This is a genomic window from Micromonospora sediminicola, from assembly GCF_900089585.1.
GTDB classification, from domain to species: Bacteria; Actinomycetota; Actinomycetes; order Mycobacteriales; family Micromonosporaceae; genus Micromonospora; species Micromonospora sediminicola.
On the sequence record NZ_FLRH01000003.1, the window covers coordinates 650178 to 677049 of the forward strand.

The 26872-nt window shown below is 71.4% G+C and carries 23 protein-coding genes; 11 read left to right on the forward strand and 12 right to left on the reverse strand.

What is annotated here, in order from left to right; genetic code table 11:
- Positions 1-82: 82 nt before the first annotated feature.
- A complete protein-coding gene (gene leuA / locus GA0070622_RS03505) occupies positions 83-1828 on the reverse strand; it encodes a 2-isopropylmalate synthase (RefSeq protein WP_091568451.1) in 1746 nt (581 codons plus the stop codon).
- Between the two features lie 237 nt (positions 1829-2065).
- Positions 2066-3340, reverse strand: a complete 1275-nt coding sequence (locus GA0070622_RS03510) for an MFS transporter (RefSeq protein WP_091568454.1) — start codon at positions 3338-3340, stop codon at positions 2066-2068.
- Positions 3341-3417: 77 nt separating this feature from the next.
- Between GA0070622_RS03510 and GA0070622_RS03515 the strand changes: the two genes are divergently transcribed.
- A complete protein-coding gene (locus GA0070622_RS03515; RefSeq protein ID WP_091568460.1) occupies positions 3418-4404 on the forward strand; it encodes an ArsR/SmtB family transcription factor in 987 nt (328 codons plus the stop codon).
- A 47-nt stretch (positions 4405-4451) separates the two neighbouring features.
- On the opposite strand, the gene GA0070622_RS03520 is transcribed toward GA0070622_RS03515, so the two are convergent.
- Positions 4452-4982: a nitroreductase family protein gene (locus GA0070622_RS03520; protein WP_091568465.1), complete on the reverse strand. Its 531-nt coding sequence runs from the start codon at positions 4980-4982 to the stop codon at positions 4452-4454.
- Positions 4983-5066: 84 nt separating this feature from the next.
- The gene (locus GA0070622_RS03525) at positions 5067-5831 is read right to left on the reverse strand and encodes a hypothetical protein (protein ID WP_091568468.1); all 765 of its coding nucleotides are present in this window, start codon (positions 5829-5831) and stop codon (positions 5067-5069) included.
- A 238-nt stretch (positions 5832-6069) separates the two neighbouring features.
- Here GA0070622_RS03525 and GA0070622_RS03530 point away from each other — a divergent pair, with 238 nt between their 5' ends.
- Positions 6070-7335 (forward strand): aspartate kinase, encoded by a 1266-nt coding sequence (locus GA0070622_RS03530; RefSeq protein WP_091568473.1) that lies wholly within the window; start codon positions 6070-6072, stop codon positions 7333-7335.
- Positions 7336-7340: 5 nt separating this feature from the next.
- Positions 7341-8399 (forward strand): aspartate-semialdehyde dehydrogenase, encoded by a 1059-nt coding sequence (locus GA0070622_RS03535; protein ID WP_091568476.1) that lies wholly within the window; start codon positions 7341-7343, stop codon positions 8397-8399.
- Positions 8400-8521: 122 nt separating this feature from the next.
- Here GA0070622_RS03535 and GA0070622_RS03540 read toward each other — a convergent pair whose 3' ends face one another.
- Complete coding sequence (locus tag GA0070622_RS03540) at positions 8522-9976, reverse strand: GGDEF domain-containing protein (RefSeq protein ID WP_091568479.1); 1455 nt, start codon at positions 9974-9976, stop codon at positions 8522-8524.
- A gap of 377 nt (positions 9977-10353) precedes the next feature.
- On the opposite strand from GA0070622_RS03540, the gene GA0070622_RS03545 reads away from it, so the two are divergent.
- From GA0070622_RS03545 to GA0070622_RS03555, 3 genes are all read left to right on the forward strand, one after another.
- The gene (locus tag GA0070622_RS03545) at positions 10354-10932 is read left to right on the forward strand and encodes a metallophosphoesterase (RefSeq protein WP_245666117.1); all 579 of its coding nucleotides are present in this window, start codon (positions 10354-10356) and stop codon (positions 10930-10932) included.
- Between the two features lie 5 nt (positions 10933-10937).
- On the forward strand, positions 10938-11618 hold the full coding sequence (locus tag GA0070622_RS03550) for a histone deacetylase (RefSeq protein WP_091568483.1): 681 nt from the start codon (positions 10938-10940) through the stop codon (positions 11616-11618).
- Between the two features lie 402 nt (positions 11619-12020).
- A complete protein-coding gene (locus tag GA0070622_RS03555) occupies positions 12021-13763 on the forward strand; it encodes a bifunctional metallophosphatase/5'-nucleotidase (RefSeq protein WP_091568486.1) in 1743 nt (580 codons plus the stop codon).
- Positions 13764-13894: 131 nt separating this feature from the next.
- On the opposite strand, the gene GA0070622_RS03560 is transcribed toward GA0070622_RS03555, so the two are convergent.
- Positions 13895-15175, reverse strand: a complete 1281-nt coding sequence (locus tag GA0070622_RS03560) for an MFS transporter (RefSeq protein ID WP_091568490.1) — start codon at positions 15173-15175, stop codon at positions 13895-13897.
- 110 nt (positions 15176-15285) lie between these two features.
- On the opposite strand from GA0070622_RS03560, the gene GA0070622_RS03565 reads away from it, so the two are divergent.
- Positions 15286-15759 carry a hypothetical protein gene (locus GA0070622_RS03565; protein ID WP_091568493.1) on the forward strand — a complete coding sequence of 158 codons (474 nt, stop codon included), beginning with the start codon at positions 15286-15288 and terminating at the stop codon, positions 15757-15759.
- Positions 15760-15772: 13 nt separating this feature from the next.
- On the opposite strand, the gene GA0070622_RS03570 is transcribed toward GA0070622_RS03565, so the two are convergent.
- Positions 15773-16876: a calcium:cation antiporter gene (locus GA0070622_RS03570; RefSeq protein WP_091568496.1), complete on the reverse strand. Its 1104-nt coding sequence runs from the start codon at positions 16874-16876 to the stop codon at positions 15773-15775.
- A 162-nt stretch (positions 16877-17038) separates the two neighbouring features.
- Between GA0070622_RS03570 and GA0070622_RS03575 the strand changes: the two genes are divergently transcribed.
- Positions 17039-17551, forward strand: a complete 513-nt coding sequence (locus GA0070622_RS03575) for a SigE family RNA polymerase sigma factor (protein WP_091568499.1) — start codon at positions 17039-17041, stop codon at positions 17549-17551.
- Positions 17548-18798, forward strand: a complete 1251-nt coding sequence (locus tag GA0070622_RS03580; RefSeq protein WP_091568503.1) for a hypothetical protein — start codon at positions 17548-17550, stop codon at positions 18796-18798. Before GA0070622_RS03575 ends, GA0070622_RS03580 begins: the two co-directional genes overlap by 4 nt.
- On the opposite strand, the gene GA0070622_RS03585 is transcribed toward GA0070622_RS03580, so the two are convergent.
- Positions 18740-19447 carry an HAD family hydrolase gene (locus tag GA0070622_RS03585; RefSeq protein WP_091568506.1) on the reverse strand — a complete coding sequence of 236 codons (708 nt, stop codon included), beginning with the start codon at positions 19445-19447 and terminating at the stop codon, positions 18740-18742. The genes GA0070622_RS03580 and GA0070622_RS03585 overlap by 59 nt on opposite strands.
- Positions 19448-19549: 102 nt before the next feature.
- Here GA0070622_RS03585 and GA0070622_RS03590 point away from each other — a divergent pair, with 102 nt between their 5' ends.
- Both GA0070622_RS03590 and GA0070622_RS31920 read left to right on the forward strand, forming a co-directional pair.
- Entirely contained in the window at positions 19550-20353 is an 804-nt protein-coding gene (locus GA0070622_RS03590; protein WP_091568510.1) for a nucleotidyltransferase domain-containing protein, read from the forward strand.
- A gap of 633 nt (positions 20354-20986) precedes the next feature.
- Positions 20987-21943 (forward strand): hypothetical protein, encoded by a 957-nt coding sequence (locus tag GA0070622_RS31920; protein ID WP_141684512.1) that lies wholly within the window; start codon positions 20987-20989, stop codon positions 21941-21943.
- Between the two features lie 765 nt (positions 21944-22708).
- On the opposite strand, the gene GA0070622_RS03595 is transcribed toward GA0070622_RS31920, so the two are convergent.
- The 4 genes from GA0070622_RS03595 to GA0070622_RS03610 all read right to left on the reverse strand — a co-directional run bounded on the left by GA0070622_RS03595 (position 22709) and on the right by GA0070622_RS03610 (position 26756).
- Positions 22709-23170 (reverse strand): WapI family immunity protein, encoded by a 462-nt coding sequence (locus GA0070622_RS03595; RefSeq protein ID WP_091568513.1) that lies wholly within the window; start codon positions 23168-23170, stop codon positions 22709-22711.
- Entirely contained in the window at positions 23167-24987 is a 1821-nt protein-coding gene (locus GA0070622_RS03600; protein ID WP_245666118.1) for an IS481 family transposase, read from the reverse strand. Before GA0070622_RS03600 ends, GA0070622_RS03595 begins: the two co-directional genes overlap by 4 nt.
- 120 nt (positions 24988-25107) lie before the next feature.
- Positions 25108-25854: a protein phosphatase 2C domain-containing protein gene (locus tag GA0070622_RS03605; RefSeq protein WP_245666119.1), complete on the reverse strand. Its 747-nt coding sequence runs from the start codon at positions 25852-25854 to the stop codon at positions 25108-25110.
- 59 nt (positions 25855-25913) lie between these two features.
- Positions 25914-26756, reverse strand: coding sequence for a sigma-70 RNA polymerase sigma factor region 4 domain-containing protein (locus GA0070622_RS03610; RefSeq protein WP_245666120.1), 843 nt, complete (start codon positions 26754-26756; stop codon positions 25914-25916).
- Positions 26757-26872: the final 116 nt, after the last annotated feature.

Below are 26872 nucleotides of genomic sequence, written 5' to 3' on the forward strand. Positions count from 1 at the left end.
ACCGACGCCCGAAGGGTGCGGGGGTGTTAAGAAGGGCCCCTTCCTCTGCACGAAGCGTTAAGAAGGGGCCCTTCCTTGCACCTCAGGCGCGGGTGCGGTTGACGGCGCTGGTGACCGCCTTGATCGAGGCGGTGACGATGTTGGCGTCCACCCCGCCACCCCACACCGTGCGGCCGTCCACCTCGCACTCCACGTACGCGGCGGCCTGCGCGTCACCGCCGGAGGACAGCGCGTGCTCGTGGTAGTCGAGCACGCGTACGGCCACGCCCAGCGACTGCAACGCGTTGACGTAGGCGTCGATCGGGCCGTTGCCGACGGCGGTGAGCGGCCGGGTCTCGCCGTCGACGCCGACCCGGGCGTCGATCTCGACCTTGCCGTCGACGGTGCCGATGGTGTAGCCGGCCAGCGTGACCGCCGGGTCGACCTGGTGGTCGACCAGGTAGTTGCGGGCGAAGATCTCCCACATGGTGCCCGGCTCTACCTCGCCGCCGTCGTGGTCGGTGACCTCCTGGACCACGCCGGAGAACTCGATCTGGAGGCGGCGCGGCAGGTCGAGCTGGTGCTCGCTCTTCATGATGTACGCGACGCCGCCCTTGCCGGACTGCGAGTTGACCCGGATGACCGCCTCGTAGGTGCGGCCCAGGTCCTTCGGGTCGATCGGCAGGTAGGGCACGGCCCAGGTGAACTCGTCCTCCGGCACCCCGGCCGCCGCCGCGTCGGCGTGCAGCGCGGCGAAGCCCTTGTTGATCGCGTCCTGGTGGGAGCCGGAGAACGCGGTGTAGACCAGGTCGCCCGCGTACGGGTGGCGCTCGTGCACCGGCAGCTGGTTGCAGTATTCGACGGCGCGCTTGACCTCGTCGATGTTCGAGAAGTCGATCATCGGGTCGATGCCCTGGGAGAACATGTTCAGGCCGAGCGTCACCAGGTCGACGTTGCCGGTGCGCTCGCCGTTGCCGAACAGGCAGCCCTCGATCCGGTCGGCGCCGGCCAGCAGGCCCAGCTCGGCGGCGGCCACGCCGGTGCCCCGGTCGTTGTGCGGGTGCAGGCTCAGCGACAGGCTGTCCCGTCGGGGCAGGTGCCGGTGCATCCACTCGATCGAGTCGGCGTAGACGTTGGGCATCGCCATCTCGACGGTGGCCGGCAGGTTGACGATCAGCTTCCGGTCCGGGGTGGGGTCGACGACCTCGATCACCGCCGCGCAGACCTCCAGCGCGTACTCCAGCTCGGTGCCGGTGTAGGACTCCGGCGAGTACTCGTAGTGGATGTCGGTGTCCGGGGTGTGGATCTCCGCGTACTTCTGGCAGAGCCGCGCGCCCTGGGTGGCGATGTCGGTGATGCCGTCGCGGTCCAGGCCGAAGACCACCCGGCGCTGCAGCGTCGAGGTCGAGTTGTAGAAGTGCACGATGGCCCGGCGGGCGCCGCGCAGCGACTCGAAGGTCCGCTCGATCAGGTGCTCCCGGCACTGGGTCAGCACCTGGATGGTGACGTCCTCGGGAATCAGGTCCTGCTCGATCAGCTGCCGCACGAAGTCGTAGTCGGTCTGGCTGGCCGACGGGAAGCCGACCTCGATCTCCTTGTAGCCCATCTGCACCAGGAGCTGGAACATCCGGCGCTTGCGCTCCGGCGACATCGGGTCGATCAGCGCCTGGTTGCCGTCGCGGAGGTCCACCGCGCACCAGCGGGGCGCGGTCTCGACGCGGCGGGTGGGCCAGGCGCGGTCGGGCAGGTCGACCCGGAACTGCCGGTCGTACGGGAGGTAACGGTGGACCGGCATCCGGCTGGGCCGCTGGCGGGCGAACGGATCGGTCTCGGTGACAGGTTGAGCCATCTCGGAGTGCTCCCTGGAACATGTGGCGTCAGCAGATCGGACGGTGTCGGCGAGATGCCGGGCGACGGTGCGCGGCGGTGCCGAGATGAAGATCGGATGTGCTGGACGGCGCGGTTCAACTCCGCGACGAGGTGCCGGCCGGTCAGGCCTCGTCGCGGCAGCCAAGGAGAAGGTACGCCTGCCACATGACAGGGTCACCCTACGTGGTGGGACGGGTGGTGGGAAGGTTGGTCCGGACTATGGGACCGGAGTCACCGCTTCGGTGGACCCCGGCACTCCGCCCAGCCGGGGCGTCCGCTCCGCCCAGGCCACCGCCGGCACGATCGCCGACCCGACCAGCACGAAGATCGCCGCCGTCGGATACCAGCCCCAGCCGCCGGTCGTCACACCGAGCGCGGTCAGCCCCGCCGGCGCGATCAGGTATTGCACCTGCTCGCCGAGCCGCAGCGCCCCCACGTACGCGCCGCGCTGGTCGTCCGGCGGAAGGGTGGCGGTGAGCCCCCAGGTGCCCGCCGACTCGATCAGCTCGGCCAGGATCAGCAGCGTCGCGGCGGCCACCAGCACCACCACGGTGAGCGTGCCCCGGGTGACCCCGGAGATTGGCAGGACCAGACAGAAGAGCGCGATCAGCAGGCCACCGCGGCGGGACGCCCGCGCCGCGCCCGCGGCGGTGTCGGAGCCTCGGCTGACGCGTACCTGGAGCAGCACGATCAGGACCGTGTTGAGCAGCACCAGGGCGGCGATCACGGTCTTCGGGGCGTCGGTGTGGGTGAGGATCCAGAGCGGCATGACCGTCAGGTAGAGCACCCCGTGCGCGGTGAGCAGCCCGGACAGCAGGGACACCGCCATGAACGGCCGGTCCCGCAGTACGGCGAGCCGACCCATCGGCTCCACCGGCCGGGCCACCTGCGGCAGTCGGGGCAGTCGTCGAATGAAAAGGGCCGTGACCAGGAAGACCGTCGCGATGAACCAGACCATTCCCCGGTACGCCTCGATCGTGTCCACCGCCAGCACCAGGCCGCTGATCACCGCGCCCAGCCCGAAGCCGACGTTCAACGACGACCGCTGGTACGCCATCGCGGTGACCCGTTCGGCCGGCGGGAGCGCGTTGATCGAGTAGACCTGACGGGCCACCCCGGTCGACGCGTCCACCGCCGCCAGCGCCACCACCACGGCGAGGAAGCCCGCGAAGCCGCCCACGAACGGGTACGTCGCGAAGAGTGCGGCGTTCAGCACCAGCCCGACCACCCAGACCCGCTGCGGCCCGTACCGGTCGGTGAGCCCGCCGAGCGGCACCGTGCCGAGCAGCGACACGCCTGCCGCGATGGACAGGCCCAGCCCGACCTGGGCGGCGCTGAGCCCGAGGGCCCGGGTGAAGAAGACGGCGCTGCCGGCGTGGAACAGGCCGCTGCCGACGGCTCCGACCATGGCCTGCACGGCCAGCGCGCGGGTCAGCCCGGCCGGCGGTACGACGTTTCGGACGGCGGTACGGATGGTGTCTCTGGCCCCCATGGCTCGGAAGTGAACCGTCCCCCCACGAGACCGGTCGAGCCTTTTAGGCTGGGCCGAATCCTGCTCCGGGGGTGCCTGTGTCCGAGTTGCGCTTCAGCCTGGCGGACGTGGCGGGTGTGCGGCTCGCCGTGTCGCCGGTCAACGAGACGGTCATGAGCATGTGGGCGCTGGCCGACCCGGTCCGCTATCCGGTGCACCTGCCCTGGATCGACCGCGCGCGGGTGACCCTGCGCCGTCCCGAGGTCGCCACCCGGGTCCGACCGCTGACGGAGCTGACCTGGCGCGGTTGCCCGTTGCCCGACTTCCTCACCCCGGCGGCCCGCCCGAACGTGGAGATGGCCGAGCAGCTCGACCAGATCGCGGCGACGCCGCCGGCCGTGGTGGTCCGGGACCTGATGGCGACCACCCCGCGCCGGCCGCTGAGTCCGTTCGGGCTGGCGCTGCTCGCCGACCCCCGTGGGCTGCTGCCGCAGCTCGTCGACGCGGTGCGGGTCTGGTACGACGAGGCGATCGCCCCGGACTGGCCGCGGATGCGCGCGCTGCTCGACGCCGACGTGACGTACCGCGCGGCCCAGCTCGCCGAGAGCGGCGCCGGCCGGTTCTTCGGGCAGCTCCACCCGAGCCTGCGCTGGCTCGGCGACCGGTTGGTCAGCGACGATCCGTTCGAGCGGGACTTCGACCTGCGTGGTCGCGGGTTGGCGCTCAACCCGACGGTGTTCACCGACCGGCGGGTGCTGTGGAACCTGCTGGAGGACTCGTTGCCGGCCGGGGCGTATCCGGTCCGGGCGGTCGGGACGCTCTGGGAGGCGGCCACACCGCCGCCCGGCGACCCGCTGGCCAGGGTGCTGGGCCCCGGCCGGGCCGCGCTGCTGCACCTGCTCGACTCGGCGGTGACCACGACCGACCTGGCCCGGCTGACCGGGATGTCGGCGGGAAACGTCTCCCAGCACCTCACCGCGCTGCACGCGGCCGGGCTGGTCGCCCGCTGCCGGGTCGGGCGGCACGTGCTCTATCGCAACACCGACGTCGGGGCGGCTCTGCTCCGAGCCCCCCGCGGCGTCTGACCCGGCATCGCCGGTCGCCGGCGCCACGACGGTCGATCGTCCGAGGCTCAGCGCAGCAGCAGGGCGGGCAGGGGGCGTCGGCGGCGCAGCGCGGTCTCCCGGGCGTACAGGTCGGGCGGGAGTGTGGCCGGGTCGCCGAGGCGGCCGACGGCGACCACCACCAGCGGCCGGACGTCGTCGGGCAGGTCCAGCTCGGTGGCGAGGCGGGGCCGGTCGAGCCGGGTGAGCTGGCGTACGTGCAGGCCCAGCGCGGTGGCCTGCACGGTGAGGTGGGCGACCGCCTGGCCCAGGTCGTAGGCGCTCCGCTCGGGGTCGTCACCGGCGTGCGCGGCGAGCAGCAGGGCGGCGGCGTGCCGGGCCCAGCCCTGGTCGGCGTCGGGCAGGCCGACCAGGATGTGCTTCCAGGTCTCGTCCTGCCGGTGTCCGAGCGCGAACCGCCACGGCTGGGCGTTGCCCGCGGAGGGGGCCCACCGGGCGGCCTCCAGCAGGGTGGCCTCCTCGTCGGTGCTCAGCCGCGCGTCGGGGTCGAAGGCGCGCGGGCTCCACCGGAAGGCGAGCAGCGGGGTCAGGTCGGCCATGGGGACAGACTTCCCGAGGGGTGTGTCATCGGGCCGCCCGGGGGTCGCCAGATGTGGTCAAGGGCACCCGTAACGGACAAAGCGCTACGACGTTGTCGGCTCCGGCGCGTCCCGGCCGACCGGTTCGCTGTAGCCCACCGCACCGGCCAGCTCCACCGTCGCCGGCGCGGGGCCCGGCTCACCGGTCAGCGTGAGCGTGCCGAACGCGGCGCGGACCGCCACCGGGGTGCCGTCCTCCCGGTAGCAGTAGATGCCGACGTCCAGCGGGGCGTTCATCGAGGCCGAGGTCGAGTCGACGGCATAGCACCTGCCGGTGACGCCGGTCGGCGCAGCGGCGGGGGAGACCGCCAGCGGGGCCCGCCGGTCGGTGAGCACCTCCAGCCAGTCGGTGAACGGGTGCTGCACCCGGGGGTCCAGCCGGCGGGGCACCGCGTCGTCGGCGTCGCCGAGACGTACGCAGGAGGCCGGCTCCGCCCTGCCGGCGGAGGGGAGAACGCACTGGAACAGCCCGTCGGAGGTGGCGGCGAGCGAGACGTCCACCGTGCCGTCGTGCGCCCAGCCGGGCACGTCGACCCGCCAGCTGCCGTCGTCGGCGCTGGTCACCGCGACGGTGCGGGGAGTGCCCCCGGTGGGAGTGAAGGCGTACGTGGCGGTGAAGTGTCGGTCCTGCGCGGCGGCGGCCACCCCGGCCAGTTCGTCGCGGGCGGCGTCGACCTGCACCGGGACCGGGTCGGCGTCGCCCGTCGGGGTCACCGCCGGCGGGTCGGCCCCGCATCCGGCCAGCACCGTCGGCAGGAGGAGCGCGAGTACGCCGGTCCGCCTCGGAACCGCGCGTCGATGAGCGTGCACCGGCCCATTCTGCTGGCTGGTGGTGGCCCGGGTCAGCCCACCGTACGGCTGTACCGCTTGGCGTGTCCGTGGTCCGCGGGGCTGGTGAGCCGCCCCACGCCGGGGCCGGATGGTGGGATCACCCGACCCGGCGTCGTGGCCCGCCCGATACCCTGAGGAGGTCTGACACACGCCGCCGGACGAAACGCCCGGCGGCGTCGGCACGCTCAGGGTCGTCGCTGGGAGGGAGTGCACCGTCGTGGCACTCGTGGTGCAGAAGTACGGCGGGTCCTCCGTCGCCAACGCCGAGCGGATCAAGCGGGTGGCCGAGCGCATCGTGGCGGCCCGCAAGGCGGGCGACGACGTGGTCGTGGTGGTCTCCGCCATGGGCGACACCACCGACGAGCTGCTCGACCTGGCCAACCAGGTCAGCCCGTTGCCGCCGGGCCGCGAGCTGGACATGCTGCTCACCGCCGGGGAGCGGATCTCCATGGCGCTGCTCGCCATGGCCATCCACAACCTGGGGTACGAGGCCCGCTCGTTCACCGGTTCCCAGGCCGGCGTGATCACCACCTCGGTGCACGGCCGGGCCCGGATCATCGACGTGACCCCGGGGCGGCTCAAGGGCGCGCTGGACGAGGGCGCGGTGGTCATCGTCGCCGGTTTCCAGGGCGTCTCGCAGGACACCAAGGACGTCACCACGCTCGGTCGGGGCGGCTCCGACACCACCGCCGTGGCGCTCGCCGCCGCGCTCCACGCCGACGTCTGCGAGATCTACACCGACGTGGACGGCATCTTCTCCGCCGACCCGCGGATCGTGCCGAACGCCCGGCACATCAAGCAGATCACCTACGAGGAGATGCTGGAGCTGGCCGCCTGCGGCGCGAAGGTGCTGCACCTGCGCAGCGTCGAGTACGCCCGGCGCGCGGGCTTGCCGATCCACGTCCGTTCGTCATACTCGACCAACACCGGCACGATGGTCACCGGATCGATGGAGGACCTTCCTGTGGAACAGGCACTGATCACCGGGGTCGCCCACGACCGCAGCGAGGCGAAGATCACCATCGTCGGCGTGCCGGACGAGCCGGGCGCCGCCGCGCGGATCTTCGACACCGTGGCCGGCGCCGAGATCAACATCGACATGATCGTGCAGAACGTGTCCACCGAGGGCACCGGCCGCACCGACATCTCGTTCACGCTGCCCAAGGCGGACGGCCCGACCGCGATGGCCGCGCTCAGCAAGATCCAGGAGTCGGTCAAGTTCAAGGGCCTGCTCTACGACGACCACGTCGGCAAGGTCTCGCTGATCGGCGCCGGCATGCGCTCGCACCCGGGTGTCGCCGCCGGGTTCTTCGCCGCGCTCGGCACCGCCGGGGTGAACATCGAGATGATCTCCACCTCGGAGATCCGGGTCTCCGTGGTCTGCCGGGACACCGACCTCGACAAGGCGGTCCGGGCCATCCACGACGCCTTCGAGCTGGGTGGTGACACCGAAGCCGTCGTCTACGCCGGCACCGGGCGGTAGCGCGGATGGCGTCGTTACCCACCCTCGCCGTGGTCGGGGCGACAGGTGCCGTCGGCACGGTGATGTGCCAGATCCTCTCCTCCCGCCGCAACGTGTGGGGCGAGATCCGGTTGCTCGCCTCCGAACGGTCGGCCGGTCGCCGCATCCTGTGCCGGGGTGAGGAGCTGACCGTCCAGGCGCTCACCGCCGACGCGTTCGACGGTGTCGACGTGGCGATGTTCGACGTGCCGGACGACGTGGCGGCCGAGTGGGCGCCGGTCGCGGTGGCGCGCGGCGCGGTGGTGGTGGACAACTCCGGCGCGTTCCGGATGGACCGGGACGTGCCGCTGGTGGTCCCCGAGATCAACCCCGAGCAGGTGCGCAACCGGCCGAAGGGGATCATCGCCAACGCCAACTGCACCACCCTGGCGATGATCGTGGCGATCGCCCCGCTGCACCGCGAGTACGGCCTGCGCGAGCTGGTCCTCGCCTCGTACCAGGCGGTGTCCGGGGCGGGGCAGGCCGGGGTGGACGCGCTGCACCTCCAGCTCGGCAAGATCGCCGGGGACCGGGTGCTCGGGTCCCGCGCCGGCGACGTGCGCCAGGCGGTCGGCGACGAGCTGGGCCCGTTCCCGGCGCCGTTGGCGCTGAACGTGGTGCCGTGGGCCGGCTCGCTGGCCGACGGCGGCTGGTCCTCCGAGGAGATGAAGCTCCGCAACGAGTCGCGCAAGATCCTCGGGCTGCCCGACCTGAAGATCTCCGCCACCTGCGTCCGGGTGCCCGTGGTGACCGGTCACTCGGTCGCCGTGCACGCGGTCTTCGCCACCGAGGTGGACGCCGAGGGCGCCCGCGAGGTGCTGCGCAACGCGCCGGGCGTGATCCTGGTCGACGACCCGGCGGCCGGGGAGTTCCCGATGCCGATCGACGCGGTCGGCACCGACCCGTCCTGGGTGGGCCGCATCCGCCGCGCCGTGGACGACCCCAGAGCCCTGGACCTCTTCGTGACCGGCGACAACCTCCGCAAGGGCGCCGCCCTCAACACCGCCCAGATCGCCGAACTCCTCGCCAAGGCCCTCACCCCCTGACCCCCTGACCTGCCCCCGCTTCCTGCGCGATCTTGCACTTCGTGCCCGGGCATCGTGGACATATGCCGCGCATCAGGGGCCGGAACCGCAAGATCGACGGCGGGTGGGGGTGGGGGCGGTGGTCAGGCGGCGGAGAGGTGGATGCCGTCTCGGCCGTGGCGTTTGACCGCGTAGAGGGCCTGGTCGGCGCGGTGGAGGGTGCGCTCGGGGGTCTCGCCGGGGCGGGGCAGCGCGACGCCGACGCTGATCGTCCGACCGGTACGCCGGGCCGCCTCGGTCAACCGCTCGGCGATCCGGACCGCCTCCTCCGGGCGGCTCACCTCGATCACCGCGACGAACTCGTCGCCCCCGGTCCGGTACAGCTCGTCGCCCTGCCGCAGCGCGCCCTCCAGCGCCCGGGCCAGCCCCACCAGCAGCCGGTCGCCGGCCTGGTGGCCGTACGTGTCGTTGACGTCCTTGAACCCGTCCACGTCGATCGCCAGCAGGGCGGTACGCCCCGGCGTGGCGCTGGCGATCCGCTGCCCGAACGGGCCGGTGTGCCGGAGGCCGGTGAGCGGATCGGAGTTGGCCTGCTCGCGCAGCCGCGCCAGCGTGCGCAGCCGGTCCCGGCAGGTCCACGCCTGCCCGGCCAGCAACTCGATCAGGTTGACGGTGGTCGGGTCGGGGCGCAGCAGCCGCTCGTCGGCGACCAGCAGCACCCCGCCGGCGGTCGGCGTGCCGACCGGCACCGCCACCAGCGTGCGCGCGCCGGCCCGGGTCAGCGGCAGATACTCCTCGGTCGGCGGGTGCCCCGCCTCGCCCAGCGTGTACGCCGAGCCGTACCGGTGGGCACGGTCGATCATCCGGTCCAGCGCGACCGGCCCGGCCTCACCCAGCTCGGCCCGGATCCGCGCCTCCAGCTCACCGGGGGTGTCGGTGGGCGCGTTCAACCGGGGCCCGCGCCGCCCGGTGAGCACCAGCACGGCCGCGGCGAGCGCGGACACGTCCCGGGCGGCGGCGATCGCGGCGGTCGTCAGGTCCCAGTCCGTCGGCGCGGCGGTGAACGCGGCAGCGTGCCGGAGCAGCTTCTCGCTGCGGCTCTCGGCCGGCGGGCCGCCGAGCGCCGCGATCCGGGCGCCGAGCCGGTCGGCCAGCCGCTCGGCGGTCTCCCGCCACGGCGTGAGCCCGACCGGTTCGCTCCACTGCAGGTCGAGCACGCCGATCGGGTGGCCGTCCGGGTCGCGTACCGGCACGCAGAGCTCCGCGGTGACGTCCGGCCGGACCGGGAGGTAGTCGGGGTCGGCGGCCACGTCGGGCACGGCGGCGGTCTCCCCGGAGGCGTAGACCCGCCGCACCACGGACGGCTCGGGCCGGTGGTGGGCCGGCGTCCCGTCGGTCGTCGCCGGGACGTGCGAGAAGACCTGCCAGGCGCCGGTCGCCGCGACGCACCGGAGCCGGTCGTGGACCCGGAGCAGGATCGTCGCGGTCGCCGGGGTGTGCCGGGCGAGCGCGGCGGCCGTCCACTGGCACGCCTCCGGCACGGTCGACGCCGTGGGAAGGCGTGCCGTGACGTCGCGGAGAACTCGCTCGTGATCCACGTCGTTCCTGCTCGGAGGGGGTCGGGTGCGATCAAATGTACTCAGCGCGGCGGCCGTCGACCTTCGTACACATGTGCTATCCACAGGCTGTGGACGCGGCCTGTGGGTACCGGGCGGGCCTGCGCGGCGCGGCCCGCCGGCGATAGCGTGGAGGCCCCGGGCTCCGAGGAGGCGCCGATGCTCATCGCCCAGCTCAGCGACCCGCACGTGACCACCGGTCCGCTCGCCGCCGAGCCGGCCTCCGGGCTGCACCGGGCGCTCGGGTCGGTGCTCGCCCTGCGTCCCCGGCCCGACTGCGTGGTGATCACCGGCGACCTCACCAACAACGGTCGGCCGGACGAGTACCTCGCCCTCCGCGAGATCGTCGGGCGCTCCCGTTGCCCGTCCACCTGGCCACCGGCAACCACGACGACCGCGAGTCGCTGCTCGACACGTTCGGCGGCACCCCCCACCTGGCCGGCGGGTTCTCCGCGCACTACCACGTCGACCATCCGGACGCCACGCTCGTGGTGCTCGACTCGCTCACCGCGGGCAGCTCCGACGGGCGGCTCGGCGACGAGCAGCTCGACTGGCTCGACGGCGTGCTCGCCGGCCGTCCGGAGGCGCCCGCCGTCGTGTGCCTGCACCATCCGCCGATCGCGGTGGGCATCCCGGCCGCCGACGCGATCCGGCTCGCCGACGGGGACGCGCTCGCCGCCGTGGTCGCGCGGCACCCCCACGTCGTACGCGTCGCCGCGGGTCACCTGCACCGCCCGGTGACCAGCGCGTTCGCCGGCACGGTGCTGACCACCGCGCCGAGCACCTGGGTGCAGGCGAGCCTGACCATGACCGACGAGGAGGAGATCGGCCTGGTCGCCGAGCCGACCGCGTTCCTGCTGCACCGGGTGGCCGACGGTGGCTGCGTCACGCACACCGTCCAGGTGAGCCACGCCGCGGGGCGGACCTGCTGGTTCTGACCGCCGTGCCGCTCCTCTGGTATGTCGCGTACGGCTCCAACCTGCACGCGTCGCGGCTCGACTGGTACCTGCGCGGCGGGCGTCCGCCGGGCGGGCTGCGCACGTACCCGGGCTGCCGGGACTGCCGACCACCGGAGCGGACGGTCGCGGCGCTGATCCCCGGCGGCGTCTACTTCGCCGGTGAGTCCCGGGCCTGGACCGGCGGGATGGCGTTCTACGACCCGGGGTTGCCCGGCCGGGCGGCGGCGCGCGGCTACCTGGTGACGGTCGAACAGTTCGCCGACATCGCGGCGCAGGAGATGTACCGGCCGCCGGGCGCCGACTTGGCCGGCATCCGCGCGGCGATCACCACCGGCCGGGCCACGCTCGGGTCGGGCCGTTACGAGACGCTGCTGCGGGTCGGCACCCGCGACGGCCTGCCGATGCTCACGTTCACCGCCCCGCACCGGGCGGTGGACGTGCCGTGGACCCGGCCGGCGCCGGTCTACCTCGGCATGCTGGCGCGCGGGCTGCGGGAGGCGCACGGCTGGGACGTCGCGCGGACCGTCGACTACCTGGCGGGCCGGCCCGGGGTCGCCGGTCGGTGGAGCCGGTCGGCGCTGCGCGTGGTGGCCGGCGGGGGACCTCCCTCCGACGGTGAGTCGAGTTCGGACAGTTCGGTTCGGGTGCCGGTCCGTCCGGTGTGAACGACCGTTCGGCTCGCGACGGGTGGTCCGGCGGGAGTTTTTCCGGTAAGCAAGGTTGCCAGCGCAACGGTTTCCGCGTGACATGAGCGACGGCGCCGGCTCCCTGGTCCCTGGGGGCCGGCGCCCTGGGTGTCGCTGCGACCGACAGCGTGCCCCGTGCGGGAATTCACCTGACCGTCATGTCGGACTCGTCGGGCAGACCGGTACGGGTCGCCCAGCGGGGCGAGGATTCCGGATGACGCCCCGGTCGACCTGCGGGCCGGTGGATGAGAAGCTACCCCCGGCGGGGCGGCGTTCCCCCGAGTGCCGCCTTCCGCGATCGACCCCTGTCACGGCACGGATCAGGGTCACCGGGCGAACCATCGTCCGGACACCACGCGCCGGTATCTCACGAGGAGTTCCATGTCCGTCCCCGGGATGCGCCGCCGGGCCGCCGTCGGCCTGGCCGCACTCGCCGTGACCGCGTTCAGCGCGGTCGCCGTCACCCCCGACCAGGCCGAGGCCCACTCGAAGCCGGTCGACGTCCAGCTGCTCGCGATCAACGACTTCCACGGCAATCTGGAGCCGCCGAGCGGGTCCAGCGGCGTCATCGACGGTCAGCCCGCCGGTGGTGCGGAATACCTGGCCAGCCACCTGAAGGCCATGCGCGCGGCAGCCCAGCAGCAGGGCAAGGGCACGGTCACGGTCGCCGCCGGCGACCTGATCGGCGCCTCGCCGCTGCTCTCCGCCGCGTTCCACGACGAGCCCACCATCGAAGAGATGAACCTCGCCGGGCTCGAGTTCGCCAGCGTCGGCAACCACGAGTTCGACGAGGGCGCGGCCGAGCTGCTGCGGATGCAGCGCGGTGGCTGCCACCCGGTGGACGGCTGCGCCGACGGCACCCCGTTCGAGGGCGCCACGTTCAAGTACCTCTCGGCGAACGCCTTCAAGACCAAGACCGGCCTGCCGCTGATGCAGCCGTTCGGCATCAAGATCGTCAAGGGTGTGCCGATCGGTTTCATCGGGATGACCCTGGAGGGCACCCCGAACATCGTCAGCCAGCAGGGCGTCGCCGGCCTGCGCTTCACCGACGAGGCCGACACCGCCAACAAGTACGCCAAGATCCTGCGGCTGCTCGGCGTCAAGAGCATCGTCGTGCTGCTGCACGAGGGCGGTGTGCAGAACGGTGGCGGCATCAACGACTGCACCGGGTTCAGCGGCCCGATCGTCGACATCGCCAACCGGATGGACCCGTCCATCGACGTGATCGTCAGCGGGCACACCCACGCCGCGTACAACTGCAACATCAACGGCAAGCTGGTCACCAGCGCCAGCTCGTTCGGCCGCCTGGTCACCGACATCAACCTGAAGATCGACCCGCGTACCCGGGACGTCATCAGCGCGTCGGCCAACAACGTCGTGGTCACCCGGACCGTCGAGAAGGACCCGGCCTCGACCGAGCTGATCAACCGGTACAAGACCGCCCTCGGCCCGGTGGCCGACCGGGTGGTCGGCGAGACCACCACCGCGATCACCAAGACCCAGGAGAACCTGTACCAGACCGGGGTCGACGCGAACGGCAAGCCGACGTACCAGACCGGTGAGTCGCCGCTGGGCAACCTGATCGCGGACGCCCAGCTCGCCGCGACCGACACCGAGCAGAACGCGGTCGCCGCGTTCATGAACCCCGGTGGTGTCCGCGCCGACCTCGACGCCGGCCCGGTCACCTACGCCGAGGCGTTCACCGTCCAGCCGTTCGCCAACAACCTGGTGACGCTGGACCTGACCGGCGCCCAGCTCTACTGCATGCTGGAGCAGCAGTTCACCGTGGCCCGGGTGCTCTACGCGTCCTCGACCGTGAACTACGTCGTCGACGTCAACGGCACCACCGCGCCGGCCGGCACCCCGTGCGCCGGCACCCGGGTGGTCCGGGGCAGCCTCACCATCAACGGCACCCCGGTGACCGACACCGCGACCTACCGGGTCACGGTGAACAACTTCCTCGCCGGTGGCGGCGACGGCTTCAGCGTCCTGACCGGAGGCACCAACGCGGTGACCGGTCAGATCGACCTGGACGCCTTCACCGCGTACCTGACCGAGAAGTCGCCGGTGTCCGCGCCGGCGCTGGACCGGATCCGGACCACCGCGGAGGTTCCCGCCGCCTGACGGCACCGCACCGCCAACGGGCCCCGGAGCGCTGCTCCGGGGCCCGTTGCCGTCCGTGCCGGTCAAGGAGTTCGCGTCGGGGAGGGTGCCGAAGCGTGACGCGAACGCCTTGGTCGATGAGCCTGGGGAGGTCAGGCCGCCGGCACTGGCTCGGGGTCCCGCGCCGGGCGGCCGTCCTGCGCGGGGGTGAGCAGGGGGCGCAGCGACAGCGCGAGCAGTGAGGCGACCAGGCAGCCGCCTACCACGACGGCCACCCAGACCCGCCCGTCGGCCGCGCCGATCAACGGTCCGGCGGTGACCGGGCCGACGACCCCGCTGATCCCGAAGATCATCGAGCTCATCGCGTTGTAGCGACCGCGCAGCTCGTCGGTGGCCAGCGCGTTGGTCAGGGCCGGCATCACCGGCGACAGCATCGTCTCGCCGAACCCGAAGATCGCCGAGCAGGCCACCACGCCGAGCGCCGCGAGCAACGCGTTGCCACCGCCGACCACACCGGCCGCACCGAGCACCAGCCAGGCGCCCGCGAAGACCGCGCCGACCGTCGCCAGCGCGGCGGTGCGGCTGTGCCCCTCCAGCCGGCGGAGCACCAGCAGCTGGGAGAGCACGATCATCACGGTGTTTGCGGCCAGCGCCCAGGCCACCACGCGGGGTGTCACCTCCACCACCCGCACCGAGTACGCGGCGAAGCCCACCTCGATCTGCGCGTACCCGCAGGTGGTGAGCACCAGGCCGAAGACGACCAGCCGGCGGAACGGCCGGTCCCGCAACACCGTCAGGTAGCCACCGCTGACCGGGGTGACGCCGCCCTCCGGGACCGCGGTCGTGGCCGGGCGACGGCCGACGTGGGGCAGGGTGAGCAGGATCAGGGCGGGGGTCAGATAGCTCACCGCGTCCAGCACGTAGATCGCTTGGAACGTGGCCGGCCGGGCCACGTCGACCACCGCGCCGGAGATCAGGCCGCCGACGCCGATGCCGAGGTTGAGCAGGGCGAAGTTCAACCCGAAGACACGCTGTCGCTCACCGTCACCGGTGAGCGACGCCAGGATGGTGTTCTGCCCGGCCCAGATCGCCGAACTGCCGACCGCGACCAGGGTCATCACCCCGAACGCGGAGGCGGTCGAGTCGACCAGCGCCAGCGACCCGGTGCCGACCGCCTCGACCACCAGGCACGGCAGCACCACCCGCCGGGCGCCGAACCGGTCGATCAGCGTCCCGCCCAGCGGAGAGAGCGCCAACGTCACCGCGCCGAACCAGCCGATCACCAGACCCGCCCGGGCGTCGGTCAGCCCGCGTACGTCGGTCAGGTAGATGAACAGGAACGGCAGGGTGAGGCCGCGCCCGACCGCGGAGAGCAGCGTGCCGACCAGGATCCGGCGGGCTTCGGGACGGGCGGGCAGGGCGCGGCGCAGCATGGCTGGATTCTGTGCGGCGGGTACGACGGCCGCGACCCGTTTACCCCGCGCCCACCACGGTCGCGGAGCCGGAAGGTGAGCAAGCACACCCGGTCTGCCATGCTGGCCCGGTGAGCACGACCTGGCGCCACCTGCCCGCCCCGGCCCGCGAGATCGCCGAGACCGCCACGGACGCGGTCGCCGCCGCCCGGGACCGGGACGCGGCCGCGTACCGCCCGGCCGTCGAACGACTCGCCGTGGCCGACCGGGCCGGGCTGGTGCTCGGCGGCGCGGTGCGCCTGCTGCTGGAGGAGGGGCACCCGGACGGGTTGGACGGCGACGACGTGCGTCAGGTCCTGGAGCGCTGCGCCCGGTCGGCCGCCACGTGGTGGCCCGAGGTCGACCCGCACGTGCTGCTGGTGCTGCTGGCCGGCGCGCTCGGCGTCTACGACCCGGGCGACGACGAGAACCCGCCCGACCCGGCGGCCGTCGCCCGGCACGCCCCGCTGCTCGTGGCCGACCTGCTCACGGTCACCGGACGCCCGTTCGCCGACTACCTGAACGCGGCGTTCGCCGAGGTGGCCCGCACCGAACTGCACGACTGACCGGCCGACCCGGTCACGGGCTGGCGGCCAGGAAGACGAACGCGGCGAGCAGCACCAGGTGCACCCCGCCCTGGAGCACGGTGGCGCGCCCGGGCACCACGGTCAGCACGCCGGTCACCGCGGTCAGCGCGAGCAACGTCATCTGGGTGCCGCCCAGGCCCAGCAGCAGCGGGCCGTCCAGCCAGATCGAGGCGATCGCGATGGCCGGGATGGTCAGGCCGATGCTGGCCATGGCCGAACCGAGGGCGAGGTTGAGGCTGATCTGCACCCGGTCCCGTCGGGCCGCCCGGGCGGCGGCCAGCGTCTCCGGCGCCAACACCAGCAGGGCGATGACCACGCCGACGAACGCCTGCGGCAGGTTGGCCGCCTGGACGGCGGACTCGATCGCCGGGGAGATGGTCTTCGCGTCGCCGACCACCGCGACCAGCGCCACGACCAGCAGCGCCAGGCTGGCCAGGGCGGTACGCGTGGACGGCGGTTCGGCGTGCCCGTCGCCGTCGCGGTCCTCGGCCATGATGCTGCCCTCCTGGGTGACCGGGAGGAAGTAGTCGCGGTGCCGGCCGGTCTGCACCATCACGAAGAGCAGGTAGAGAGCCAGCGAGGCGACCGCCGCGAAGGCGAGCTGGGCGGGGGAGAACTCCGGACCGGGACGGCTGGTGGTGAACGTCGGCACCACCAGGCTGAGCGTGGCGAGGGTGGCCACCGTCGCCAGGGCCCCGCCGGTGCCCTCCGGGTTGAACACCGCCACCTGACGGCGCAGCGCGCCGAGCAGCAGGGCCAGACCGAGGATGCCGTTGCAGGTGATCATCACGGCGGCGAAGACGGTGTCCCGGGCCAGCGCCTGCGTCTTGTCCCCACCGCTGATCATCAGGGTGACGATCAGACCGACCTCGATCACGGTGACCGCGACCGCCAGCACGAGTGAGCCGTACGGCTCACCAACCTTGTGGGCCACCACCTCCGCGTGGTGCACGGCCGCCAGCACGGCGGCCGCGAGCAGTGCGGCCACCACGCCGATGAGCACACCGGGCAGCTCCCGGCCCCACGTGAGCACGAGCAGGAGCACGGCGACCAGGGGTACGACCGTGGTCCAATCGGTCAGGCGGGATCGGATCATCGCTGGCATCTGTCAACAATGCCAGGTGAATCGATCAACCGCCCGTGGCCGGACCCCTTCGCACCGCTTTCTTCCCGTCCCCGTTCGACGCCGCGAGCGCCGGCCGCCGTGGCGGTGCAACAGTCCACACCGCCCGGGCGTCCCGGTGGCAGGAGGTGGCCGATGGCTGGTGCCGAACCGGCGTTCGAGGAGTTCGTCCGGGCACGGTGGGCGGCGCTCGTCCGCTACGGGTACGTGCTCACCGCGAACCCGCACGACGCGGCCGACCTGACACAGGAGGCGCTCGCCCGGCTCGGTGCGGCGTGGGACCGGGTGCAGCGCCGGGACAACCCCGAGGCGTACGTCCGGACCACGATGGCGCGGCTGCACATCAGCCGGTGGCGGCGTACCCGTCGGGAGCGGCTGGTGCCGGACGTGCCCGACCGGCCGGTGGTCGATCCGGCGATCGAACGGGTCGACGCGTCGGACGAGCTGTGGCCGGCCGTGGCGGCGTTGCCGCCGCGGCAGCGCGCGGTCCTGGTGCTGCGCTACTACGAGCACCGGTCGGACGACGAGATCGCGGAGCTGCTCGGGATCTCCCGGGGCACCGTGCGCAGCCAGGCCGCCCGTGCCCTCGACAAGCTGCGCGCGAACGCGGCCCCGCACCACCAGCCGACAGCCGGGAGGCGAGGATGACCGACGAGCTTGAGCAACGGCTGACCGCGACCCTGGACCGGGCGGCGGAGGCCGCCCCGGTGCCGGCGTACGACCCGGTCGGGGCGGTCCACGTCCGCCGGCGTCGCCACCGACGCCGGCGGGTGGCCGCGGTCGCGGCGGCGGTCCTGATGCTGACCGGAGCGGCCGGTGTGACGGTGCGGCATCCGTCCGGGCCCGACCCCCGCCCCGCTCCCGGTCACTCGTTCGCGCCGGACCGGATCCCCGACTTCGCCCGGCTGCCCGAGCCCGGGCAGGTGTGGCCGGGCTCGGTGCACACGCTGCCGGCGACCCTGCCGGACGGCCACCGCTACGGCGTCGCCGCCCTGCTCGGCGAGGACCGCTACCTGGTGGCCCGGGACGGCTTCGTCGACGTGGCCACCCCCGCGATCTTCGACGTCCGCGGCGGCACGCTCACCGAGATCGGCGACGCGGCGGTGACCGACGGGCTGGTGCGGCCGAGCGTCCTGATGGTCCGGAGGGTGGGCGGACAGGTGATCTGGCTGCTCGAAGGCACCCGGAAGAACCGCTGGGGGCGGGAGCTGTGGGCGGCGCCGCTCGACGGCGGGGCCGCGCGGCTGCTGACCACCGTGCAGGCGCCGCGCTTCACGGTGGTCGGGGACCGGGTGGTCTGGGAGTACGAGGCGCCGGGCACCGCGGAGCGCCCGGGCGGCCCACTGGTCGACCTGCGGTCGGTGTCGCTGGCCGGCGGCCGGGTGACCCAGATCGCCGGCAGTGAGGGGCTCAGCCTGACGTACGTGGGTCCCTGGACCACCGACCAGCGACTCGGCACCGGCCTGACGGCCCGCGACGCGGGTGTGCTGCGCAACCTGGCGACCGGGCAGCGGCTGGACTGGCGGGCGAACCCCGATCTCCGGTACGTGCAGTGCAATCCGGCCTGGTGCAGCGGGCGGGACGCCGACGGCCGGCTGGGGTTGCAGGAACGCGACGGCAGCGGCCTGGTGCGGCTGCCGTACCGGGGCACGTTGCAGGCGACCGCCGGCGGCCGGGTGGTGGTGGCTGGCGTGAACGTGCCGGCCGGTGAGGCCACCGTCGTCTGGGACCGGGACACCGGCCGGGCGGCGGCGACGGTGCGGGCCCTTCCCGAGGGCTTCGACGGCGACGCGGGTCCCCACCTTCTCCAGCTGTTCGACTACGACCCCGAGGTGCTCACCCTGCGTACGACGGAGGCGGAGCTGGTCGTGCTCGACCTGGGAGCGATCCGCTGAGCAGGGCGGGCAGTGCGGTCAGGCTCGCGAACGAGGGCCCGTCCCAACCCGGGTCGGTGTCCTGGTGCTCAGTGGTCCGCAGCACGGTCATCCCGACCGCGGCGGCCCCGGCCAGCTCGCCGTCCGCGCCGTCGCCGACGTAGACGCAGTCGCCCGGGGCGACGCCCAGCCGCTCGGCCGCGTGGCGGTAGATCGCCGGGTCGGGCTTGGCCAGCCCGACGTCGCTGGAGAAGACCGCGATGTCGAAGCGGTGGGCCAGGGGGGTCCCGGGCCACGCCTCGGCGGTCTCGGCGGTCGCGTTGCTGATCAGGGCGAGCGGACGCCGGCTCGCGCGCAGCGCGTCGAGCACGTCCAGGACGGCGGGCGAGACGCGGCCCAGCACCCGGCGCGCGAGCGCCCGACGGTGCTCGGCGGCCCGGCTCACCTGCTCGTCGCTCGGCGTGCCGCCGAGCCGGCCGGCGAGGATCCGGATCGTCTCCTCGACGTCCCAGCGGACCAGCCGGTCCCGCCACGTCGCGTGGTACGCGGCGACCAGCGCGTCCGGCGGCACCCCGACGACGAGCGCCATCTCGCCGACCACCCGGTCGCGCTCGGCGTCGGCCCCGTGGACCAGGGTGTGGAACAGATCGAAGATCACCGGCCGGGCCATGCGGGCATCCTACTGAGACGGTGACCGCCGTCACCCCGGCGCTGCTCCGGAGACGCGGAACGTGCTTGCCGCAGACGGTTCGGGGAGGGAAGGGTACTGCGGGTGACGCACTCTCCCCACGGCCTGACCATCCCGTCAGGTCTCTCCCCTCAGCGTCGCCGCCTGCTGACCGAGCTCGCGGCCCGGAACGACGCGGATCACGGCGAGGACCTGCTGGGCCTGGTCCTCTCCGGTTCGGTGGGCCGGGGTGTCGCCACCGAGCGCTCGGACCTGGACGTCTACGTCGTTCTCACCGACGGGGGCATGGGCGGCCGCAGGACGACCCGATCCCCTGACGTCGACGAGATTCCGGTCCCGCTGTCCCAGCTGGAAGAGGTGCCGCCGTTCGGGAGCGGGGGCTGGTGGTTCCGCTGGTCGTTCGCCTGGGTCCCGATCCTCCTCGACCGCACCGAGGGTCGGTTGCCGGTAGCGCTTCATCGAGCGGCCACGGTCACGCCCGACGAGGCGGAGGCGATCCTGGTCGAGCACGACCGCCTGGACGGGTGGCTGAACTATGCCTACCGCGCCCTCAAGAGCGACCGGGACGGGCGCGGACTGGAACGCCGGCTCGATGCCGCCGAGTCGGTGCCCTGGTTGCTGGACGTCATCTTCACGTTGGCCGGTCGGGTGCGCCCCTACCACAAGTACCTGCCCTGGGAGCTGGGTGAACACCCGCTGCCCGGGTGGGAGGCGGGTGAACTCCTGTCCCTGCTGGAGGCGACCCTGGACGGCGATCCCGCCGCCATCCGGACCACCTTCGCGCGGGTCGAGAGCCTCTGCGCGACGTTCGACGACGAGCGTTCCGTGCCGGTGCTGACCCCCGTCTTCGAAGGCTGGGGAGACGAGCTGCAGATCTTCCGGAAGTGAACGGGCGGGAAGTGCGCGGCGGTGCTGGCTCGGGTCGCTGCGGGCCCTGCCCGGGATTGGGCACCAAGATGCACCAGAGGGCACATCCATGGATCGGATGTGCCCTCTGACCTCTGGTCGGGGTGGCCGGATTCGAACCGACGACCTCTTCGTCCCGAAGGAACCACCAGCCGTCGATGAGCTGCGCCAGCGGCAGGGCTGACCGGCCCGAACGGTCCACCGCAGTCCACGGACGTCCGGCGTTGCTCGCGCCTATCGTCACCCAGTTGGTCACCCAGCTCGGGTGGCAGACGTTGAAGCGGAACTTAGAGCCGCTACGCCGCGACCGGCGGAAGCAGATCCGAACGTCTCCTCACAGGGCGTCTCGGACAGCCACCGTTGTCCACTGCTTTCCGACGTTCAACAGTGTCTTGTGCCCCCCCGGGTGTGCCCCCACCAGCAGGGGAGGGCTAGGGCCGGGTCAATAGATGATGGCTCTACCGCGGAGGGTCAGTTCAGACCTTCCGAGGCTGGTGGGAGCTCGTTAAGCGTGCGACGATCAAGTGCGACTCGACCGACGGGCCAGGTACCTGAGTGGATCGACTCAAGTAGAGCGCCCGTGCCAGACCAAGAGCCGACGGCACCAGGAGCAGAATGGACGAGAATAAGGGTTCGGTGAGGCTGGCCTGGCGAGACATTGCCATTTGGTCAATCATCCTTTGCGTTGCCTTGGTGGCGGTGACTTCAGTCGTTGCGACGGTAAAAGACGTTGACACGCTGTCGGTGGTAGCACTTGCACTGGCCGTTATTGCCTTCGTCGCTCAAATCATCGTATTTATAGTGCAGGCCGCTGCGGCAAATGATCAGCAAATCAAGGCGCAAGACGTCTACGCTCAGACCATGAAGGCCTTAACCCTTATCGAGGAAAAGATGGAGGGCACGCGGCGAACGGTTAACACTATGAGCGAACAGTTACTGGCTCGCGTTCTCAGTGGGAGCTTGCCAGAATCCGTGGCCAAGGAGGCCATTGCAGGGGGTGTAGGCGACCCTCCCCCCATCGAGCAATCTCGTTCGACACCGCGCCAACGACCGGCAGGCAGAGTAGGGGCTCGCAACACTTCGGGCGTTAGTGGAAACCGACTGGTCTATCTTCCTCCCGAGAAAGACGAGGCGAAAAACAAAGAGATCGTCGAATTCATGCAGCGGTTTCCAACCGGGGACGATATGGAAGCAGCGCGAGAAGCGTTGAGTGACATGACCCTTCAGGAGACCCACACCCTCCTACTACTTGCCGAGGATGAGATTCATAGTAGGCGGCCGGGATCTTCGCTTGGACCGGGACTTGGCGTCCTAGACGAAGCGAGGGCTAGTCGGCTTTTCGATAAGGGCCTAATTCGACAAGTCCGAGTCCCTAAAGAGCCAAACAAGGCGGTATTCGTACTAACTGACGCAGGACGGAACGTGGCGCGCGTATTCACCGGGACAGGCAGCCCGCCACCGAACTACCCGCGTGAGTTGCTTGACTTGGCACAGAACACCCGGGACTACCAGAAGCAGGTGAGGGAACGTAGACACAGTATCAATCCCAATATCCCACTTGATGAACTCTGATCCCTAGCCATCCTGTCTGCCGTCGACCCGCCCTCTTGGGGAGCGGGGGCCACCGCCTAGCCCGCCACGTCAAGCGGACCTTGACGCACAGACGGACGCTGCCGGGACGGGCTGAGTCGGCTTTCGTGTCACGGACCGTGCCCCCGGCGGACACCGCCACAGTGGCGCAGTTGACCTGACCTCGACCGGTATGGACCCGGCTCCTGGGGTCGGAGCTGGCCATCGACCGCCACCCCGCCCCCTCCCAGGTGAGCAGTTGACCTGACCGTGAGCGGGCTCGGAGCCGGCTCCTGGACGACAGGCATGCCCTTGGCGGACACCGCCCCCATGCTTGGGGCTTGCCGCGCGAACCCGGCGGCGCCTCACCTGCGCCGCGCTGCTCAAGCGCGGAGCGGCCGGCTGCCGACGACAGATCTCACCCCTCTCCCCGCTATCCCGTCTGCGGCGGCTCCGGGCTTCCCGCTCTCCGCGCCAGCCGCCGGGCGTGTTGCGTGGCCGGAGTCGGAGCGCCAGCGGAGCGACGGACGCGCGCCCAGGCGGCGGCGCGTGCGGCCCGTCTCGGGCCGCCTTGAAGACGTACAGAAAGTTCTCACCACTTCGCCGGCAGTCGCCTGTCGAGTCTCGGGACCTGCGTGACAGGTCAGTCTCGGGACGTGGGTGACACGTCCGGCTAGACGACTGCTAACTCTGGTGAGGGTAGCTGGCGATCAGTTGAGGGAGGTTTTCCTGCGACTGGCCGTCTGACGGGTTCTTCAGACGGGGGGGTCAGGGCTGCCCGAGGAGTGGGTAGGCACTTTCGAGTGCCGACAGGGCTGTGAGCATCGCTGGGATGTTGGTCTGGTCGAGGCCGGTGATGGCGAACGTCAGGCGGTTCCCGATGCCGGGATTGTCGGCAAGCTCTCCGGTGACGGACAGCGAGCCGTTCGGGCGGCAGGTCACGGTCAGTGAGATCCATTGTTCAAGTGAGGTGAGCACTGCTTCGCCGCGTAGTTGTTGGTTGATCAGCTCTAGCCCGTGTCGGAAGGTCTGTAGTTCATCGACACGTAGCCCGGCGGCGAGCTGTGCTGAGAAGCCGCCCACGTGGGCCGAGATCGGGCTGATCAGCCAGTTGCCGTCCCAGTAGTCGGTGCTGCCGGGGTGCATTCTTCCCATGACGCGGACCGTTAGATGGTCGTCGTTGGGGAGTCCGATGACCAGTTCGGGGGGTTCGGTCACGCCGGTGATCATGCCATCCCTTCCCGGGTGGACGTCTTCTGTCTGGGTGGTTCGGGTTTGCGGACCTTGAACCGGGCGATGGGCTTGGTGGTGGTGCGGGGCACTTCGCTGAGGAGCTGGTCGCCGTCGTGGACGCGGAAGGTGGTGTCGGCGGCTTCGACGGTGAGGGTGGTTCCGGCGTGGGCGATGCCGACGTGGATGCGTTGACCAGCGATGACCAGGGATCCTCGGCAGCTGACGCGGCGTTCGACCCGCAGGGGTTCGGGTGCCGGTGTTGGTGGTGGTCCGGCGGGGCGGGCGTCGCGGATGCGGGCGACTTCGGCCGGTGTCAGCGGGTTGGGCAGGCTGCGCAGCAGGACGCCGTCGGCGGTGATCTGCATGAGGCCGCGGTCGAGGCGGACGGTGACGCGCCTGCCGGCGAAGTGGTAGCCGACGGGGTGTTGCCGGCCGGCGAGGCCGATCAGGCCGGTGGCGTTGACGAGCCGTTCGACCTCGATCGGGGCGCCGGCCTGGATGGTGCCGGTGGTGATCGGTGGTGGCCCGGCCGGTTGGCCGTCGTCGGCGAGGATCTGGCGCAGGTGCGCAGGGGTAAGTCGGGACGGGACGGTCTTGAGTCGGACGCCGTCGACGAGCAGGTGAACGACGGTGGTGTCGGCCCAGAGGGTCACCGGAAGTCCGGCGCGGGTGGGGCTGAGCCAGAACTGCTGTCCGCAGACGGTGAGGTTGCCCGAGGCGGGAACGAGGCGGGTGACCTCTACGGCCAGGCCAACGTCCCCGCTGGCGGCCACCGGCACTGGCGGGGCGACGGCATGCCCGGCGGGTGCTGGAGGCGTCGGTGCCGGTGTTGCTGGCAGTGGCCGGCGGGGTGCAGGGATGGTGGTGGCCAGCGCTGGCGGCAGCCGCAGCGGCAGCTGTTCCTCAGCCGGCTGGGCGGTGAAACGGTCGGCCGGGAACGCCATCCCGAGGGACTGGTGCGGCCGTTCGGTGTTGTATTCGTGCCGGAACACGTCGATCGCTGCTTGGGCCTCTTCCGGGGTGGCCCAGACCTCGACGTCGTCGAGTAGTTCGCGTTGCAGGGTCTGGTGGAACCGTTCGACCTTGCCGGTGGTGGTCGGTGAGCGGGGCTTGGTCAGCCGGTGAGTGATGCCGTTCTCTCGGCAGATCCGGTCGAACATCACCTCACCGCCGCCGCGGCCGAACCGGGCAGTGAACTGCTTGCCATTGTCCGTGAGGACCTCTTCGGGAATCCCGAACCTGTGCAGGGCTTCGGCGAAGGCGAGACAGATCGCCCGACCGGTGGCCCGGCGGACCACGGCGGCGATGACGCAGAACCGGGAGTGGTCGTCCACGCCGGTGACGACCTTCGCCTCACCGCCATCGGCCAGCTGAATACCGCCGACGATGTCCATCTGCCACAGTTCCATCGGCCGGCCACGTTCCCATCGCCGGTAGTCCTCACGCCGACGCCGGCGAGGTGTCGGATCGACCAGGCCGTGCCGGATCAGCACCCGATGCACGGTGATCCGAGACGGGATCGGACCCGGGCAGTCACGACGGCCAAGCTCATAGAGCAGGCGACGGGCACCCCATCGCGGGTGATCCCGGCGCAGCTCACAGATCAGCGCCTCCACCTCAGGAGAAGTCTGGCCAGGCGAGGAACGCGGCCGGCTGGACCGGTCCGCCAGCCCTTCCAAGCCCTCGTCCTGATACCAGGCCAGCCAGCGGTGCACCGCCTGGCGGGAGACCCCGAATCGTTCGGCGACGTCCGTGACCGTGGATCCGGCAAGCACGTCCTGGACGGCTCGATACCGCTGTTCCATCACGCTCATCTCCACCAACACTCGGCGGAGTGTCACCCAGGTCCTGACACCGATGTGTCACGCAGGTCCCGAGACCGGACATCGCCGGCAGTCGCCGGCAGTCGGCCGGTCAAGGTACGGAACTGCTGCTCAGGCCGCGTAGACAGCGGTGGCGTCGTCGCTGCGCTTGTTGCGTGCCCATTTCATGCAGGACGGGTCGGCGGCCTCAATGGCGCGTACCCGGCGAATCAGCTCGGTCGGTCCGTGGCGCTGTAGGACGTCGAGCACGTCGGGCCAGTCGAGCAGTCCGAACAGGGCTACCAGGCGAGCAGCTCCGTCGGTGAGCACGGCGACTCGTCGGACGCTGTCGAGTGGGACTTCTCCGGTGATGGCGTGCTGAGCGGCGAACGGGTCGGCGGCTGCTACCCAGTAGCCGCCAGGCTGGTTACGGGCGGCTAGTTCGGCATGCTTCATCCGCAGCAGCGCGGCTTGCTTCTCGGCGGATCCGAACGGGTGCCGGTCGGCTTCCTCGCGTTCGGCGCGGGCAGTCTTGTCCACCCGGTCGTCGGTGATGACTTGGACGCCGTCGGCGGTGTCGATGAGGACCGTGACATCACCGAGTACCAGGTACTCCAAGGCGTTGTCCTTGAGCCTCACCATGGCTGTCCCTGCGGAGGGTGTGCCTGGATGGCTGAGGTCGCAGGTATCGCGGTGTTGATCGGCGGTCAACCGGATGCCGTACATCAGTGCGTTGGCCAGCGCGGAGTCTCGATCGGCGGCGAGGCCGGCAAGGGCTGAGCCAAGCTTCGCGGCGTACCAGGCGATGCCGTGGACACAGCCGGTACCTGTGCGGGCGGTGGCACCGTCGAGAACGACGATTAGGCCCTCGCTAGCCATGGCCCAATCCTCGTTTGACGACTTCGGGTTGCCGGCCTCAGACGCGGTGGCAACGCGCATCAGGCCACGCCCTCGCTGCGGTAGATCGGCGTCAGCGCGCCGACCTTCGTTACGGCCCTCTTCGCCCGGTCGTACGTGCAGCTCACCAGCAGGGAGAACCGGCGGTTTTTCACCTCTCGGTACAGCTCGTCCAGGTGGTCTTCCAGGTACTGCGCGACGCCGAGAGTGCCCATCGCGTGGATACCGGCGAGGTACAGGAACGTACCCCGCCCATCGGGACGGGGCAGCCGGCCGATGTATCCGTAGTCAACCGGCTCGCCACTGTCGGAGGGAGAACGGAACTCCTCGCCGGTCTGATGGTTCACCAGGTAGACGCCGCCGTCGTCCTTGCCAAAGCCGAGCTTCGGATCGGAAGCGAGCACCTGCCCGACAAACGGCAGGATCCGAGGACTGCCGACCACCACCAGGTTAGTTCGGTTCAGGTCGACCATGCCCGGTGGTGGCACCACCTCGTACTCCGTCTTCAAGCCGAGCCCCCGGGCGAGGTTCGACAGCTTCTCGTAGGCGGCCAGCATTTCCGCAGAGACGACCGCGTACGGGTCCTTCTTGCCCGCCTCGAACTTCCCACCTACGGCAACCGTGAGAGGGCCGGTTCCGAGCATCACCCGTTCCGGGCGAGGTCCAGACGACAGGAGTTGCCCCACTCGGGCGCGGGTCATGCCGACGACTTGGGCGATCTGTGCGTGCGTCATCCCCTGCGACACCATCTCGTCCAGCGCCTCGCGTCGCAGCCGCGACAGCTCGTTGACCGCCGCCTGGTGCTCATCGATCAGGTCGCTAGCCGTACGCGCTCTCTCGCCGGGATCTTGGATGCCGGCCAGGTCATGCGGGCTGATCGCCACGGGTCTCCTCCTGCTCGCCGCCTCGCTCCAGCGACACAACGAAGTTTATCGCACCACGGGGCTTGACTCACGCAAGAGCCCTTGCCTACTCTCGGTCACACATCGATGCGCAACCC